The 13,301-nt window shown below is 68.8% G+C and carries 15 protein-coding genes and 1 tRNA gene; 11 read left to right on the forward strand and 5 right to left on the reverse strand.

What is annotated here, in order from left to right; translation table 11 throughout:
* The first annotated feature begins 154 nt into the window (after window positions 1–154).
* The 3 genes from cysS to F8O04_RS03865 are packed head-to-tail and all read left to right on the forward strand — an operon-like array spanning window position 155 to window position 3,441.
* A complete protein-coding gene (cysS, locus tag F8O04_RS03855; RefSeq protein WP_158028002.1) occupies window positions 155–1,570 on the forward strand; it encodes a cysteine--tRNA ligase in 1,416 nt (471 codons plus the stop codon).
* 2 nt (window positions 1,571–1,572) lie between these two features.
* Window positions 1,573–2,616, forward strand: coding sequence for a 23S rRNA (guanosine(2251)-2'-O)-methyltransferase RlmB (gene rlmB / locus F8O04_RS03860; RefSeq protein WP_158028003.1), 1,044 nt, complete (start codon window positions 1,573–1,575; stop codon window positions 2,614–2,616).
* Between the two features lie 48 nt (window positions 2,617–2,664).
* Entirely contained in the window at window positions 2,665–3,441 is a 777-nt protein-coding gene (locus F8O04_RS03865; protein WP_158028004.1) for a DsbA family protein, read from the forward strand.
* 51 nt (window positions 3,442–3,492) lie between these two features.
* On the opposite strand, the gene F8O04_RS03870 is transcribed toward F8O04_RS03865, so the two are convergent.
* Both F8O04_RS03870 and msrB read right to left on the reverse strand, forming a co-directional pair.
* Window positions 3,493–3,565, reverse strand: a tRNA-Thr gene (locus F8O04_RS03870).
* Window positions 3,566–3,590: 25 nt separating this feature from the next.
* Window positions 3,591–4,028, reverse strand: a complete 438-nt coding sequence (msrB, locus tag F8O04_RS03875) for a peptide-methionine (R)-S-oxide reductase MsrB (protein ID WP_158028005.1) — start codon at window positions 4,026–4,028, stop codon at window positions 3,591–3,593.
* 142 nt (window positions 4,029–4,170) lie between these two features.
* Between msrB and F8O04_RS03880 the strand changes: the two genes are divergently transcribed.
* The 4 genes from F8O04_RS03880 to groL all read left to right on the forward strand — a co-directional run bounded on the left by F8O04_RS03880 (window position 4,171) and on the right by groL (window position 7,217).
* Complete coding sequence (locus F8O04_RS03880; protein WP_225734853.1) at window positions 4,171–4,485, forward strand: DUF3263 domain-containing protein; 315 nt, start codon at window positions 4,171–4,173, stop codon at window positions 4,483–4,485.
* Window positions 4,486–4,491: 6 nt separating this feature from the next.
* Window positions 4,492–5,034, forward strand: coding sequence for a LytR C-terminal domain-containing protein (locus F8O04_RS03885; protein ID WP_158028006.1), 543 nt, complete (start codon window positions 4,492–4,494; stop codon window positions 5,032–5,034).
* A gap of 149 nt (window positions 5,035–5,183) precedes the next feature.
* Window positions 5,184–5,399, forward strand: coding sequence for a cold-shock protein (locus tag F8O04_RS03890; RefSeq protein ID WP_158028007.1), 216 nt, complete (start codon window positions 5,184–5,186; stop codon window positions 5,397–5,399).
* Between the two features lie 192 nt (window positions 5,400–5,591).
* Window positions 5,592–7,217: a chaperonin GroEL gene (gene groL, locus F8O04_RS03895; protein ID WP_158028008.1), complete on the forward strand. Its 1,626-nt coding sequence runs from the start codon at window positions 5,592–5,594 to the stop codon at window positions 7,215–7,217.
* A 119-nt stretch (window positions 7,218–7,336) separates the two neighbouring features.
* Here the strand turns inward: groL and F8O04_RS03900 are convergent, their stop codons facing one another.
* From F8O04_RS03900 to F8O04_RS03910, 3 genes are all read right to left on the reverse strand, one after another.
* Window positions 7,337–7,636: a WXG100 family type VII secretion target gene (locus F8O04_RS03900; RefSeq protein WP_158028009.1), complete on the reverse strand. Its 300-nt coding sequence runs from the start codon at window positions 7,634–7,636 to the stop codon at window positions 7,337–7,339.
* 54 nt (window positions 7,637–7,690) lie between these two features.
* Window positions 7,691–9,505 (reverse strand): sensor histidine kinase, encoded by a 1,815-nt coding sequence (locus F8O04_RS03905; RefSeq protein WP_158029084.1) that lies wholly within the window; start codon window positions 9,503–9,505, stop codon window positions 7,691–7,693.
* An 81-nt stretch (window positions 9,506–9,586) separates the two neighbouring features.
* Complete coding sequence (locus F8O04_RS03910) at window positions 9,587–10,288, reverse strand: response regulator transcription factor (protein ID WP_158028010.1); 702 nt, start codon at window positions 10,286–10,288, stop codon at window positions 9,587–9,589.
* Between the two features lie 89 nt (window positions 10,289–10,377).
* Here F8O04_RS03910 and F8O04_RS03915 point away from each other — a divergent pair, with 89 nt between their 5' ends.
* The 4 genes from F8O04_RS03915 (at window position 10,378) to F8O04_RS03930 (ending at window position 13,271) form a co-directional block, all read left to right on the forward strand.
* Complete coding sequence (locus F8O04_RS03915; protein ID WP_225734855.1) at window positions 10,378–11,220, forward strand: class I SAM-dependent methyltransferase; 843 nt, start codon at window positions 10,378–10,380, stop codon at window positions 11,218–11,220.
* Window positions 11,221–11,461: 241 nt separating this feature from the next.
* Entirely contained in the window at window positions 11,462–12,547 is a 1,086-nt protein-coding gene (locus tag F8O04_RS03920) for a C2 family cysteine protease (protein ID WP_188726285.1), read from the forward strand.
* A 50-nt stretch (window positions 12,548–12,597) separates the two neighbouring features.
* Window positions 12,598–12,879, forward strand: a complete 282-nt coding sequence (locus F8O04_RS03925; RefSeq protein WP_158028012.1) for a hypothetical protein — start codon at window positions 12,598–12,600, stop codon at window positions 12,877–12,879.
* A complete protein-coding gene (locus F8O04_RS03930) occupies window positions 12,876–13,271 on the forward strand; it encodes a hypothetical protein (RefSeq protein ID WP_158028013.1) in 396 nt (131 codons plus the stop codon). The genes F8O04_RS03925 and F8O04_RS03930 overlap by 4 nt, the downstream gene beginning before the upstream one ends.
* Window positions 13,272–13,301: the final 30 nt, after the last annotated feature.

Consider the following 13,301-nt stretch of genomic DNA (forward strand, 5'->3'; position numbering starts at 1 on the left):
CGCGCACTGCCGACCAGCTCTCCGCGGGGATGCGCGGGGTGGTCAGCGGGTTCGGTCGTCCGCCGCTAGGCGCGACGCCCGCGGTCGACGATGGCCATGGTCGATTCCATGACGGTCATCCTATCCGACGGTCCGCCCGCCCTAGACTCGGGGGGTGACTCAGCGGTTCTATGACACCAAGACGCAGGCGCTGCGCGACTTCGCGCCGCTCGTTCCCGGCGAGGTGTCGATGTACGTCTGCGGGCCGACCGTGCAGTCGGGCCCCCACGTCGGCCACATCCGTTCGGCCCTCGTGTACGACCAGCTCCGCCGGTGGCTTGAGTTTCGAGGCGTGCGAGTCACGCTCGTGCGCAACGTGACCGACATCGACGACAAGACCCTCGCGAACGCCACCGACACGGAGCCGTGGTGGGCGCTCGCGTATCGGGTCGAACGCGAATTCACCCGCGCATATGCGCGTCTCGGCATTCGTCCGCCCACCTACGAGCCGCGGGCCACTGCGTCCATCATGGAGATGCAGGCGATCATTCGACGGCTCATCGAGCGCGGTCACGCGTACGTGGCCGCCGACGGAACTGGCGACGTGTACTTCGAGACGTCGACGTGGCCAGAATACGGCTCGCTGACGCACCAGCGGACGGCGGAGATGGAGCCGGCCGACGACGGTGCTCCGCGCGCCAAACGCGGGCCGCACGACTTCGCGCTCTGGAAGGGACGCAAGCCGGGCGAACCCGAATCCGCGTCGTGGCCGAGCCCGTGGGGGCCGGGCCGGCCGGGCTGGCACATCGAGTGCTCGGCGATGTCGACGAAGTACCTCGGCGACACATTCGACATTCACGGGGGCGGCCTCGACCTGCGGTTCCCGCACCACGAGAACGAGATGGCGCAGTCGAACGCGGCCGGGCACGCGTTCGCGCGGACCTGGCTCCATAACGGGCTCGTCAATTTCCGCGGCCAGAAGATGTCGAAGTCGGTCGGCAACATCGTCACGGCTGCCGATCTGTTCGCGCAGGCGCGCCCCATCGTCATTCGCTACGTGCTCGGCGCCGCGCACTACCGCTCCGTGATCGAGCTGAACGACGACTCGATGGCGGAGGGCGAGGCGGCCTTCGCGCGTATCGAGTCCTTCCTCGGCCGCGCCGAGTCGCTCCTGCGGGCGGCGGGACGGGACATACCACCGGCCGCGCCCGTCACCGCGGACTTCGAGGCCGCGATGCTCGATGACCTCGCCATTCCGCAGGCCCTCGCCGCGCTGCACGGCGAGATCACGCGGGGCAATCAAGCAGCCGACGCGAACGACACCGACGGCGTCGAAGTGGCCCTCGCCGCGGTCGGCGCCATGCTCGACGTGCTCGGCATCGACCCGCGTACGCCCGAGTGGGCCGGCGATACCGGCTCCGATCGAGAGACCGCGGCTCTCGCGACGCTCGTCGAGCAATTGCTCGAGCAGCGTCGCGAAGCTCGGTCCGCGAAAGACTTCACTGCCGCCGACCGCATCCGCGACGCTCTCGCGGGGGCAGGTATTACGGTGGCAGACTCACCGACCGGAACGACCTGGAGCGTGAACTGACGATGGCTGCAACACCAGGCAAGGGCGGCGCCCGCAAGAAAAAGGGCCCGCTGAAGGGCACCGGCGGCCACGGCCGAAAGTCACTCGAGGGCCGCGGGCCGACACCCAAGGCCGAGGACCGGGCCTGGCACTCGGCCGGCAAGCGCAAGGCCGCCCGCGAGCGGATCGAGTCGAAGCACGGCGGTCAGCCCGGCGGACGTTCCGCCGGGCGGGATGGTGGTGCGCCCCGGCGCCGCAGTGACGACGAGACCGAGCTCGTGACCGGTCGCAACTCCGTGCTCGAGGCGCTCCGCGCGGGCATTCCCGCAACCGCGCTCCACATCGCGGCGCGCATTGAGTTCGACGACCGTGTCAAGGAGATCCTGCGCGTCGCCACGTCGCGCGGAATCCCCGTGCTCGAGGTCATGCGCCCCGAACTGGACCGGCTCGCCGGCCGCGATGCCGTGCACCAGGGCGTGCTCATCAGGGTGCCGCCCTATGAGTACGACGACCCGATGCTCCTCCTCGACCGTGTCACGCAGCGACGGCAAACGCCGCTCGTCGTCGCCCTCGATGGCGTGACCGACCCCCGGAACCTCGGTGCGATCATTCGCTCGGTCGCCGCGTTCGGCGGCCATGGGGTCGTCGTGCCGCAGCGTCGATCGGCCGGCGTGACCGCGTCGGCGTGGAAGACGTCGGCGGGTGCCGTGAGTCGCCTGCCCGTCGCGATGGCAGCCAACCTCGTCGCGACGATCAAGGCGTATAAGGCTGCGGGTCTGTTCGTCATCGGCCTTGACGGGGATGGCGACATGTCCCTTCCAGGGCTCGATCTCGCGACCTCGCCGCTCCTCGTTGTCGTCGGCAGCGAGGGCAAGGGGCTCTCGCGCCTTGTCACCGAGCAATGCGACGCGATCGTGTCGATCCCGATCGACCGCGCCACTGAGTCACTCAACGCCGGGATCGCAGCGAGCGTGACGCTCTACGAAGTCGCGAAGCTCCGGGCGGAGAGGTTGCGGAATGGTGACGTTTCGACTTCGGCGGCTGCAACCTCAAGGGGAGGGGAGTAGCCTCTCCCAGGTCGTGCGTGCCGACCGCCGCGGCCACCCAGACGAGCGATGACTGTGATCTCACCCGAACCCCGACTGCGCCGCGCGACAGCGCGAGACGCGGCGTCGAGTCGACCTCGCCGCCGCCTGGTGCTCGCTGTCGCGGCGCTCGCGATCGCCGTCGCCGTCGCCGTCTTTGCGCTTGGGACGGGCCGCGGTAGCGTCGAATGGCCGACCATGGTCAATGCCGACGGCGGCCTCGACGCCTCGGGCCCCACCGTCGCTGACCCGGCCAATGCGCAAGCCATCCCGGCCCCCGCGCCCGTGCAGCTGGCCCTCTACACCGACTACACGCATCCAGATAGCGCGCGGTTCGCCTCGGTCAACGCGCTCGTGATCCAGGGCCTCACACAGCAGGGGGCCGTGCGCATATCGCTGCACCCGCTCGCTGTGAGCGACGATCCTCGCGAGCGCGGCGCCGCGGTACGCGCTGGGAACGCCGTCACTTGCGTGGGCGAGTTGTCGCAGAAGGACCTCTGGGCCTTCCATGTGGGCCTGCTCGCCATGCAGCCGAGTGAAGGGTTCGCCAATCTGCAGAACGCCGATCTCAAGGCGCTCGCACGCGACTCGGGGGTGCAGCAGATCGACGCGGTGAACACGTGCATCAGTCAGGGTCGATTCGGTGACTGGATCGAGTCGCAGTCCGACGCCGCGCTTGCAGGGGGCGTCGGCGACCAGGGGACCGAACTCGACCGCATGCCCCTCGTGCTGGCGAACGGCGACGCGTACACGGGTCGCATCGACAACAGCACCGAGTTCCGGTCGTTCCTCGACGAGCACCTCTGACGCGAGACCGGCCGCGCCGGGCACGGGCCGATGGCAGCGTGTGCGCTATCGAGCCGGCTGCGGGGTTCGAACCCGCGACATCCGCTTTACAAGAGCGGTGCTCTACCAACTGAGCTAAGCCGGCATGCCCCGCGCGGGGCCGGACCAGTCTATGCGGACGTGCCGCTGCCATTCGACTCGCCCGACGACTCGGGTGAGAAGGTCAGGGACACCGAGTTCATGCAGTATCGGTCGCCGGTGGGCGTGCCGAAGCCGTCGGGGAACACGTGCCCGAGATGCGAGCCGCACTTCGCGCAGCGCACCTCGGTCCGCACCATCCCCTGTGAGTCGTCGTCGAGCAGTTCGACCGCGTCAGGGCGGATCGACTCGTAGAAGCTCGGCCAGCCGCAGCCGGCGTCGAACTTCGTGCCACTCTTGAACAGCTCGTTGCCGCAAGCGCGGCACGAGTACAGCCCCTCGCGCTCTTCATCGAGGAGTTCGCCCGTGAACGGGCGCTCGGTCGCGGCCTGCCGCAGCACGGCGAACTCCACCGGCTGCAGCAACTCGCGCCACTCCGCGTCATTCCGCGTGACCTGGTACTCGCCCATGTGCTGCCTCCTCTCGACCGTGCCCCGCCGATCGGGGTCCCGCCGATGCGCGAGTCTACGCGCGTCGGAACCAAGATTCTCGTGAGGCTGCGCCTACAGTGAGGCACCCGCGGAGTGCGTCGCGGTCGAACGAGGAGGCGGTTTGGCTCTGGAGGCAGCGCAACGCTCGGCAGCTCCCGAACTGACGAGTTTCGAACGCGAGGTGCTCGCGTTCGAGGCCGCGCACCCACGCCATTCGTCCGCCAAGGAAGACGCGATTCGCCGGCGGTTCAACCGGTCGGTCGCGCAGTACTATCAAATTCTCGCTACGCTCATCGAGGCGCCAGCAGCCCTGGCCCACGACCCCCTGGTCGTCGCGCGCCTGCGTCGCGTCCGAGATGCACGCGCCGCAGAACGCGACGAGCGGCGAGCCCAGCGACGCTCGAGTGCAGCGTCCGGACGCACGAAGGCCCGGTAGACGAACGTGAAGTACTCGAAGGACCGTTTCGACGACATCCCTGCGTCGCTCGACCGACGCGGGGCGCACCGTGCGCCCAGAACCCGGGGCGACAAGATCACCTCGTGGTTGTGGGGCCTCGGTGCCGTCATCGTGCTCGTGGCCATCGGCCTCATCGCGATGTTCGTCATCGACAACGTCGTGTCGTTCCAGGCCGAGCCCGAGCCGACGCCGACCGCCACCGAAGAGGCGCCGACGGACGACCCCGCCGAGGCGCAACCGGCGCTCGACCCGAACGTGCAGGTCACGGTCCTCAACGGCACCGACCTGCCGGGAATCGCGGGCGGAAACGCCGAGACGCTCACGGGCCTCGGCTGGAACGTGACCGTGATCGACGACGCCGACCGGGCCGATTACTCGTCGACGACCATCTACTACGGCGACGCGGCGAATGAGGGGGCGGCGCTCCAGCTCGCGCAAGATCTGGGTGGCGGAACGCCGACACTCGACCCCAACATGGCTCCGCCGGGCACCATCACGGTCATCATCGGCTACGACGTCGCCCAGTAGCCGTCTCCCCGCAGATGTCGATCGCCCGATATCCGCGCGACACGTTCCCGCAACCTCGCAAACGTACGCTCATGGCGCCCCGACGCCGCAGGGAAGGTCGTCGGGGCGGTCGGGTATGTCCCGGCCGAGCGACACGCAATGGGGAGATCATGGCGAACGGAACCGTGAAGTGGTTCAACGCTGAAAAGGGCTTCGGTTTCATCACCGTCGACGCCGCCGGCGGAGAGCAGCAGCAAGACGTCTTCGTGCACTACAGGGCGATCGACATGCCCGGCTACAAGGTCCTGGAGGAGGGCCAGGTCGTGGAGTTCCAGATCGGCCAGGGGGCCAAGGGGCCTCAAGCCGAAGCGGTGCGACCCCTCTAGGGCACCGGTCACGAACGGCGGCACCGGCCGGGTGCCGCCGTTCGTGTTTCCGGATGCTCGAGGTGAGCCCGGCGGGGTGCGGCTCGCGGCTTGCACTCGCCCACGTCGAGTGCAAGTATTGCTCTAGCACTCGCGCTTGCCGAGTGCCAACACATGAACGTCCCGGACGTCCGGAAAGGACGAAGCACACTTATGTCGAAGATCATCGCGTTTGATGAAGAGGCCCGTCGCGGCCTCGAGCGCGGCCTCAACACGCTGGCCGACGCCGTCAAGGTCACCCTCGGCCCCCGCGGCCGCAACGTCGTGCTCGAGAAGAAGTGGGGCGCGCCCACGATCACGAACGACGGTGTGTCGATCGCCAAGGAGATCGAGCTCGAGGACCCGTACGAGAAGATCGGCGCCGAGCTGGTGAAGGAGGTCGCGAAGAAGACCGACGACGTCGCCGGTGACGGTACGACGACCGCCACGGTGCTCGCCCAGGCGCTCGTTCGCGAGGGCCTGCGCAACGTTGCCGCCGGTGCCGACCCGATCTCGCTCAAGCGCGGCATCGAGAAGGCCGTCGAGGCCGTCTCGGCCGAGCTGCTCTCGTCGGCCGTCGAGATCCAGACCAAGGAGCAGATCGCCGCGACCGCGTCGATCTCGGCCGCCGATGCGAAGATCGGCGAGATCATCGCCGAGGCGATCGACAAGGTCGGCAAGGAAGGCGTCGTCACCGTCGAGGAGTCGAACACCTTCGGCACGACGCTCGAGCTCACCGAGGGTATGCGCTTCGACAAGGGCTACCTCTCGCAGTACTTCGTGACCGACCCCGAGCGTCAGGAAGCCGTCTTCGAGGACGCCTATGTCCTGATCGTCAACAGCAAGGTCTCGAACATCAAGGACCTGCTGCCCGTCGTCGACAAGGTGATCCAGGCCGGCAAGCAGCTCCTGATCATCGCGGAAGACGTTGACGGTGAGGCCCTCGCGACGCTCGTCGTGAACAAGATCCGCGGCATCTTCAAGTCGGTCGCCGTCAAGGCGCCCGGCTTCGGTGACCGCCGCAAGGCCATGCTGCAGGACATCGCGATCCTCACGGGCGGCCAGGTCATCTCGGAAGAGGTCGGCCTCAAGCTCGAGAACACCACGCTCGACATGCTCGGTCGCGCCCGCAAGGTCGTCATCACCAAGGATGAGACCACGATCGTCGAGGGTGCCGGCGAGGCCGACGCCATCGCCGGCCGCGTGGCGCAGATCCGCGCTGAGATCACCGCGACCGACAGCGACTACGACCGCGAGAAGCTGCAGGAGCGCCTCGCCAAGCTCGCCGGCGGCGTCGCCGTCATCCGCGCGGGTGCGGCGACCGAGGTCGAGCTCAAGGAGCGCAAGCACCGCATCGAGGACGCCGTCCGCAACGCGAAGGCCGCCGTCGAAGAGGGCATCGTCGCGGGTGGTGGCGTCTCGCTCATCCACGCTGGCGCGAAGGCCCTCGCGGGTCTCGGCCTTGAGGGCGACGAGGCCACTGGCGCCAACATCGTCCGGGTCGCCGTCGACGCGCCGCTCAAGCAGATCGCCTTCAACGCCGGCCTCGAGCCCGGCGTCGTGGCCGAGAAGGTCCGCGGCCTCGAGGTCGGTCACGGCCTCGACGCCGCCACCGGCAACTACGTCGACATGGTCGCCGCCGGCATCATCGACCCGGTGAAGGTGACTCGCTCGGCGCTGGAGAACGCGGCTTCGATCGCCGGTCTGTTCCTCACGACCGAGGTCGTCATCGCCGACAAGCCAGAGAAGGGCGGCGGGGCCCCCGCATCGCCCGACATGGGCGGTGGCATGGACTTCTAGTCCTGCCGGCGTCGCCGACGCACTCCACACGAACGGGCGGTCCCACGAGGGGCCGCCCGTTCGGTCGTTTTCGGCGTGGACGACTCCGGGGGAGCAGGGGGCTGGATGCTCGGCCCGAGCTAGCGGGCACCACCGGCGAACATGCGGGTCACGTCAGACTCGGTCGAACCGTAGGTGTTGCCCGCGGTGGCGAGGGCGATGTTCATCTGCGCCAGCTGCTCTTCGACCTGCAGTTGGACGGCCCGCCACTGCGACAGGAGGTCTTGGAAGGACGCCGACGCCGAGCCGGTCCATGTCGACTGCAGGTTGATGAGATTCGTGGTCAAGCTCGCGTTCTCGGTGCGTACGCGGTCGATTGAGGCGTTCGTCGTGTTGACGGCGGCGAGCAGGATGTCACTATCGACGCGGATCTGTGCCATTGCGGTCTCCCGGGTGTCACGTGGCAGCCCCGATGGCCGCCGACGCGAGCGACGCTACGCGGGGGCAGCGTCGGCCGCTCGCTCGCCCGTGCCGCCTGTGGGAGACGGGCCGTCCACATCGTCGGCGACGAGCAATGGGAAGGTGAGCCGGAACGTCGCGCCTCCTGCCGGGGTCTCAACGACGTCGACGGAGCCGTCATGTGCGCGCATGATGGCGGTCACGATGGCGAGGCCGAGCCCCGAGCCGCCGGTTTCGCGGGCTCGAGAGGTATCGGCGCGCCAGAAGCGTTGGAAGATTTTGTCGCGGGTCTCGGGCGGGATGCCTTCGCCATGATCGATGACCTCTACCGTCGCGGTTCGCTTCGGCACGTCGAGCACGACGCCGACCTCGAGGGGCGAATCCTCGGGTGTGTATCGCAGGGCGTTCCCAATGATGTTCGAGACGGCCTGTCGCATTTTGTCCTCGTTCCCGAGCACCATCGCCGGGATGTCGAAATCGTCGTCGTCGGGCCCGCCGCCGACCCGCACACGGCCGGCCGCCTCATCTTGCTCCGGTGTCGAGGTCGTCACCGTGCCGCGCCCCAGCAATCGGCTGAGCTGCTGACGCGAGACGCGAGGGATGGTCGGCGTGCGTGGCCGCCAACGGCGGCGAGCCTTGGCGGCGGTCTCCGCCGGCTCCGGCTCGCCCTCGCTCGCCGACCCGTTACCGGGGTCAGGCGTCCCGGCGCCCGCGTCGTCGTCACGATCGACATCGTCCCCTCGCGGCTCGCTGACGCGCGCGTCAGCGAGCGCGGGAGCAGTCGGCACCCGCTCGTCGCGCGTGTCGCGGTCGCCGAGGACCACGCGGGTTGGCAGTGCCGTGACCGGTCGGTTCGGCGACTGCGCGCGGGCGTCCATCGCGGCATCCTCGGCGATGGGCTCGAGGTCGACGATGGACTTCTCGAGCTGCCGAGTCTCGTCGAGCCGGGCGAGCTGCAGCAGGTCCTCCACGAGTCCGCCCATTCGCAGGGCTTCCTTCTCAATGCGGTCCATTGCCTGGCCGACCTTGGCGGGCTCGTCGAGCGCGCCCATGCGGTAGAGCTCGGCGTAGCCCCGCACGGTCACGAGCGGGGTCCGCAGCTCGTGGCTCGCGTCGCCCACGAAGCGGCGCATCCGCGCGATGGTCGCCTGCCGCTCGTCGAGGGCCTCGTCGATGCGGCTGAGCATCATGTTGAGCGAGCGCGACAGCCGGCCGACTTCGGTGTTCGGGGTCGACTCGGGGAGGCGCTGGGCATAGTCGCCCGCGGCGAACGACATGGCCGTCGACTCGACCGAGCGGAGGGGCTGCAGGGTCGCGGAGACGAGTAGGCGCGTGAGGGCCGCGCCGAAGATCACGACCGTGAGCCCGAAGCCGAAGAAGATGGCGAGGAACGATGCCATGGTCGAGTTCACGGTTGCGAGCGGCAGCCCGATGACGAGCGTGCCGTTGACCTGATCGCTCGGGTAATCGCCCTCGAGTACCACGACGGCCCGCCAGCTGGTGCCGAGCCCGTCGCTCATATCGACCACCGTGTAGTGCGGAGCGGCGCCTGACTCGCCCCCCGGTGCCGACGCGAGCCCTTCGACCGGCGCGAGGGACGGCGCGACGGCCCGGGGGCGCGTGCCCCAGTTGTCAACCAGCACCTGCCCCCGGTCGTCGACAACCGCGACGTAGTACGGCTGCGGCGCCTGGCGGACGTTGTCGTAGGTGAAGCTTCGCGTGGTCTGGTCACCGCCGATGACCGAGACCGGATCGGCGGCGACTGCGGTCAGCTCCGAATCGAGCTGTGCCACCAGGGTGGGCCGAAGCAAGAGGGTCGTGCCGATGCCGGCCACGACGATGCCGAGCATGAGCAGCGCGACGATGACGAGCGTGAGCTTGTTGCGGAGGCTCAGCTCGTTCCAGCGAATCGCGCGATACGCCACGAGCGACTAGGCCTTGGCGCCTGGGACCTTCAACATGTATCCGAAGCCGCGCTTTGTCTGGATGAGCGGCTCGTCGGTGTGCTGGTCGAGCTTGCGCCGCAGGTAGGAGATGTACGACTCGACGATGCCGGCATCGCCGTTGAAGTCGTACTCCCACACGTGATCGAGGATCTGGGCCTTCGACAGCACGCGGTTCGGGTTGAGCATGAGGTAACGCAGGAGCTTGAATTCGGTGGGACTGAGCTCGATCGGATCGTCGGCGAGGAAGACCTCGTGCGTGTCTTGATCCATCGTCAGTTCGCCCGCTCGAATGACCGCGTCTTCCTCGGCGGCCATCGTGCGGCGGAGGATCGCCTTGATGCGCGCCACGATCTCGTCGAGCGAGAAGGGCTTCGTGACGTAGTCGTCGCCGCCGGAGTTGAGCCCTTCGATCTTGTCGTCGGTCTCGTCCTTCGCCGTGAGAAAAAGGATGGGCGACGTGAATCCCGACGCACGGAGACGCTTGGTCACGCCGAAACCGTTCATATCGGGCAGCATGACGTCGAGGACGATGAGGTCCGGCTCTTCTTCGATCACGGCGGAAATGGCCGCTGCGCCGTTCCCTACCGTCCGGACCATGAAACCGGCGAAACGGAGCGAGGTGCTCAGCAGCTCGCGAATGTTCGGCTCATCGTCGACAACGAGGATCTTCGGTCCACCTTCAGTCATGCCGTTCAGTATGTCGCCCTCGATCTGGGATTGCACTGACGGCGCGCGGATTGTCGCGCTGGGAGGCACCGCGCCGTAGGTTTGACGGTATGACGACCGAGCCCTGCACGCCGGCTATGCGAGCTGCCCCCGCCGGCGGATACGTCCATGGGCACCACGGCAGCGTGCTGGCCTCGCACTCGGCCCGGACGGCCGAGAACTCCTGCGGCTACCTGCTCGATCACCTCACCCCAGGCATGCGCGTGCTCGATGTCGGATGCGGTCCCGGCAGCATCACCCTCGACCTGGCCGAGCTCGTCGGGCCAGGCGGCGAGGTCGTCGGCGTCGACGCGGCAGCGACCGCGATCGCGGCGGCGCGGGATGCGGCGACATTGCGGGCCGACGACCGCACGCGGTTCGAGGTCGGCGACGTGTACGAACTCGCGCATCCGGCAGCATCCTTCGACGTCGTGCACGCGCACCAGGTGCTGCAACACCTCGGCGACCCCATCGCGGCGCTCCGGGAGATGTCGCGCGTGACGCGCCCCGGCGGTGTCATCGCGGCGCGCGACGCCGACTACGGGACCATGGCCTGGTACCCGCGGCTGCCGGCGCTCGATCGGTGGCTCGCACTGTACGAGCTGCTCGCGCGCGAGAACGGCGGCGAGCCGGATGCGGCACGCCACCTGCGCGCGTGGGCGCGCGCGGCCGGGTTGCGCGACGTGAGCCTGACCGCGACGCCGTGGGTCTACGCGACGCCCGAGCTGGCCGCGTGGTGGGGGCACTCGTGGGCCGACCGGGCGGTCTCATCGGCCTTCGCGACGCAGGCGCTCGCCGGCGGCCACGCCACGCGAGAGGAGCTCGTGGGCATCCGCGATGGGTGGCTCGAGTTCGCCGAGCATCCGGACGCGTGGTTCTCGATGCTCCACGGCGAGTTGCTCGCGCGTGCGTGAGCGCGCCTCGCGCCCCGCGCCCCGCGGGACATGCCCCTCTGGGTGGTGTGGGCGCGCCCCCGGAGTCTGACGCATGCGTTAACCTCGCCGGGTAGCGTGGTCGCCGGCCGGTCCGGAACGTTCCGGCCGAAGCGGCGGGGGAGCCGCGACGACGGGCGCACGTGGCGAACCTGCGGTGCGCATGCTCGATGAGCGTGAGGCGTTGGCGAACGAGGGGAGCGGGCGAGGAATGCCATTCGGGATGCACGGCGCGAACACCGCGGAGCTCCGCGACATCGCCGGCCGATTCACCTTCCGCGGGGGCATGGTGCTGCAATCCGCCAGCACACTGCGCGGCCAGATCGAGCGGATCGACTGGGAGGGCCCCGATCGCGATCGCTTCGTCGACGAGTGGCGAGCACGCACGGACCGAGCGCTCGTCGACCTCGGAGACCTCGTCGAGCGCATCGGCATCCACGATCTTCCGCGCCAGGCCGACGAACAGGACGACGCGAGCGCGGCCGCCGGCGGCACCGGAGGCGCGGGCGTTCCCGACCGGGGCGACGTCGAGTCGGGCAAGAGTGACGGCGAGCGACGCGCGCACGACACGCGCGTCGACGATCCTGACCGCCACGAGACGGTGCCGGACGAGATTCCGAACGACGAAGTGGCGATCGATCCGTACGACATCAACCAGCAGGCGCTCGGCGACTGCTGGGCACTCGCATCGATCGCGGCGGTCGCCGGAACCGATCCCGAGCTTCTCGCCGAGAACGTGCAGTACGACGAGGCAAGCAACGACTACCTCGTGACGCTCTACGAGGACGGCGAGCCGATCGAGGTCCGGGTTGACGGAAGCTTCGTCTACAACGACGAGGCCGGCGCATACGAGTACGCCGTGGGTGACGACGGCATGCCCAACTACGCGAGCGTCTACGAGAAGGCCATCGCCGACCACTACGGCGAGTCGTACGGTGACATCTGGGGCGGCAAACCGGAAGAGGCGCTCGCCCTCATCACCGGCCGAGAGATCGAGACGCAGGGCTTCGATCCATTCCTCCCGTGGCAGCAGGGGGCGACGAGCGACAGCATCGCGGGCTCGATCGACAGCGGACAGTCCGTCGTGCTCACGACGCGGAACGACCTCCCCGACGATTCGCCCATCGTCGGGCGGCACGCCTACACGGTCGTCGACGTGCGCGATGACAACTCCGTCGTGCTGTACAACCCATGGGGTGCAAACCCCGAGTCCGGCCTCACGAGCGAGCCCGGCCTCGAACCGGGTGAGGTCGTGGTTCCGGCCGACCAGCTCGACACCTACTTCAGGAGCTCGAGCGCGACGAAATAGGCCCGTCACGGGCGAGGCGACCTCGACACGACAGGATCGTTGGAGATCACATGACCACGAAGCAGTTGGCGCTGGCCCAGGGCACCGTGAATCCCATCGCGGGGCGCCGGATCGGCGTCGTCAACGCCGGAACCGAGCACGACCGCGTCTGGGCGAAGATCATGGTGGTCGGCGGCCCCTCGCAGATCGACGTGAGAATCGACGAGGGAACGCCGACCTCGCTCGAGGGCTTCGGCACGATAACCCTCGTGGGCTTCGCCGAGCCCGCAGACCCCGAGCGGGGCCGCGGCCCCGTGATCGCCGTCGAGATCGAGCTCGCCGACGAGCCATGAGCTCGCGCGGTCGCCGCGCCGGTCGCGCGGGTGCCGCACTGCTGCTGGCGCTCGGCGCGGCCGCGGGCGTTTCGGGATGCGCTCAGAACGCCGGCTGCGCGCCCGGTGACGCCATCGCCGCGCCGCAGGGTGCGAGGACCACGACCATCGCGCAGGGCACGGTGGGCGTGCTCGACGGGGTGCGAATCGGATTCGCCAATTCCGGATGCTCGTCGGGTCCCTGGCGTGCTCGGCTGACGATCGTGCTGGGATCCGGCGACGCGCGTGACGCGGTGCTCGAGGTCGGATCCGGAGAACCGCTCGAAGACGGGCGCCGTGTCGTGCTGCTCTCGGCGAGCGACGACGGCGGATGGGTCGACATCGCGCTCGTCGCCGCCCCGTCGACGGGCTGAACCGGCTGACTGGGTCGAGATGCACTTGCC

This window comes from Pseudoclavibacter endophyticus (assembly GCF_008831085.1).
Lineage (GTDB): Bacteria > Actinomycetota > Actinomycetes > Actinomycetales > Microbacteriaceae > Pseudoclavibacter > Pseudoclavibacter endophyticus.

Excerpts from the sequence above, each read along its gene's own strand:
- rlmB (WP_158028003.1), top strand. The coding sequence starts at position 1,573 with ATGGCTGCAACACCAGGCAAGGGCGGCGCCCGCAAGAAAAAGGGCCCG.
- groL (WP_158028008.1), top strand. The coding sequence starts at position 5,592 with ATGTCGAAGATCATCGCGTTTGATGAAGAGGCCCGTCGCGGCCTCGAG.
- F8O04_RS03905 (WP_158029084.1), bottom strand. The coding sequence starts at position 9,505 with ATGCTCGGCATCGTCGTGGCCGGCATCGGCACGACCCTCTTGCTTCGG.
- F8O04_RS03900 (WP_158028009.1), bottom strand. The coding sequence starts at position 7,636 with ATGGCACAGATCCGCGTCGATAGTGACATCCTGCTCGCCGCCGTCAAC.
- F8O04_RS03890 (WP_158028007.1), top strand. The coding sequence starts at position 5,184 with ATGGCGAACGGAACCGTGAAGTGGTTCAACGCTGAAAAGGGCTTCGGT.
- F8O04_RS03915 (WP_225734855.1), top strand. The coding sequence starts at position 10,378 with ATGACGACCGAGCCCTGCACGCCGGCTATGCGAGCTGCCCCCGCCGGC.
- F8O04_RS03930 (WP_158028013.1), top strand. The coding sequence starts at position 12,876 with ATGAGCTCGCGCGGTCGCCGCGCCGGTCGCGCGGGTGCCGCACTGCTG.
- F8O04_RS03925 (WP_158028012.1), top strand. The coding sequence starts at position 12,598 with ATGACCACGAAGCAGTTGGCGCTGGCCCAGGGCACCGTGAATCCCATC.
- F8O04_RS03865 (WP_158028004.1), top strand. The coding sequence starts at position 2,665 with ATGACTGTGATCTCACCCGAACCCCGACTGCGCCGCGCGACAGCGCGA.
- F8O04_RS03910 (WP_158028010.1), bottom strand. The coding sequence starts at position 10,288 with ATGACTGAAGGTGGACCGAAGATCCTCGTTGTCGACGATGAGCCGAAC.
- F8O04_RS03920 (WP_188726285.1), top strand. The coding sequence starts at position 11,462 with ATGCACGGCGCGAACACCGCGGAGCTCCGCGACATCGCCGGCCGATTC.
- msrB (WP_158028005.1), bottom strand. The coding sequence starts at position 4,028 with ATGGGCGAGTACCAGGTCACGCGGAATGACGCGGAGTGGCGCGAGTTG.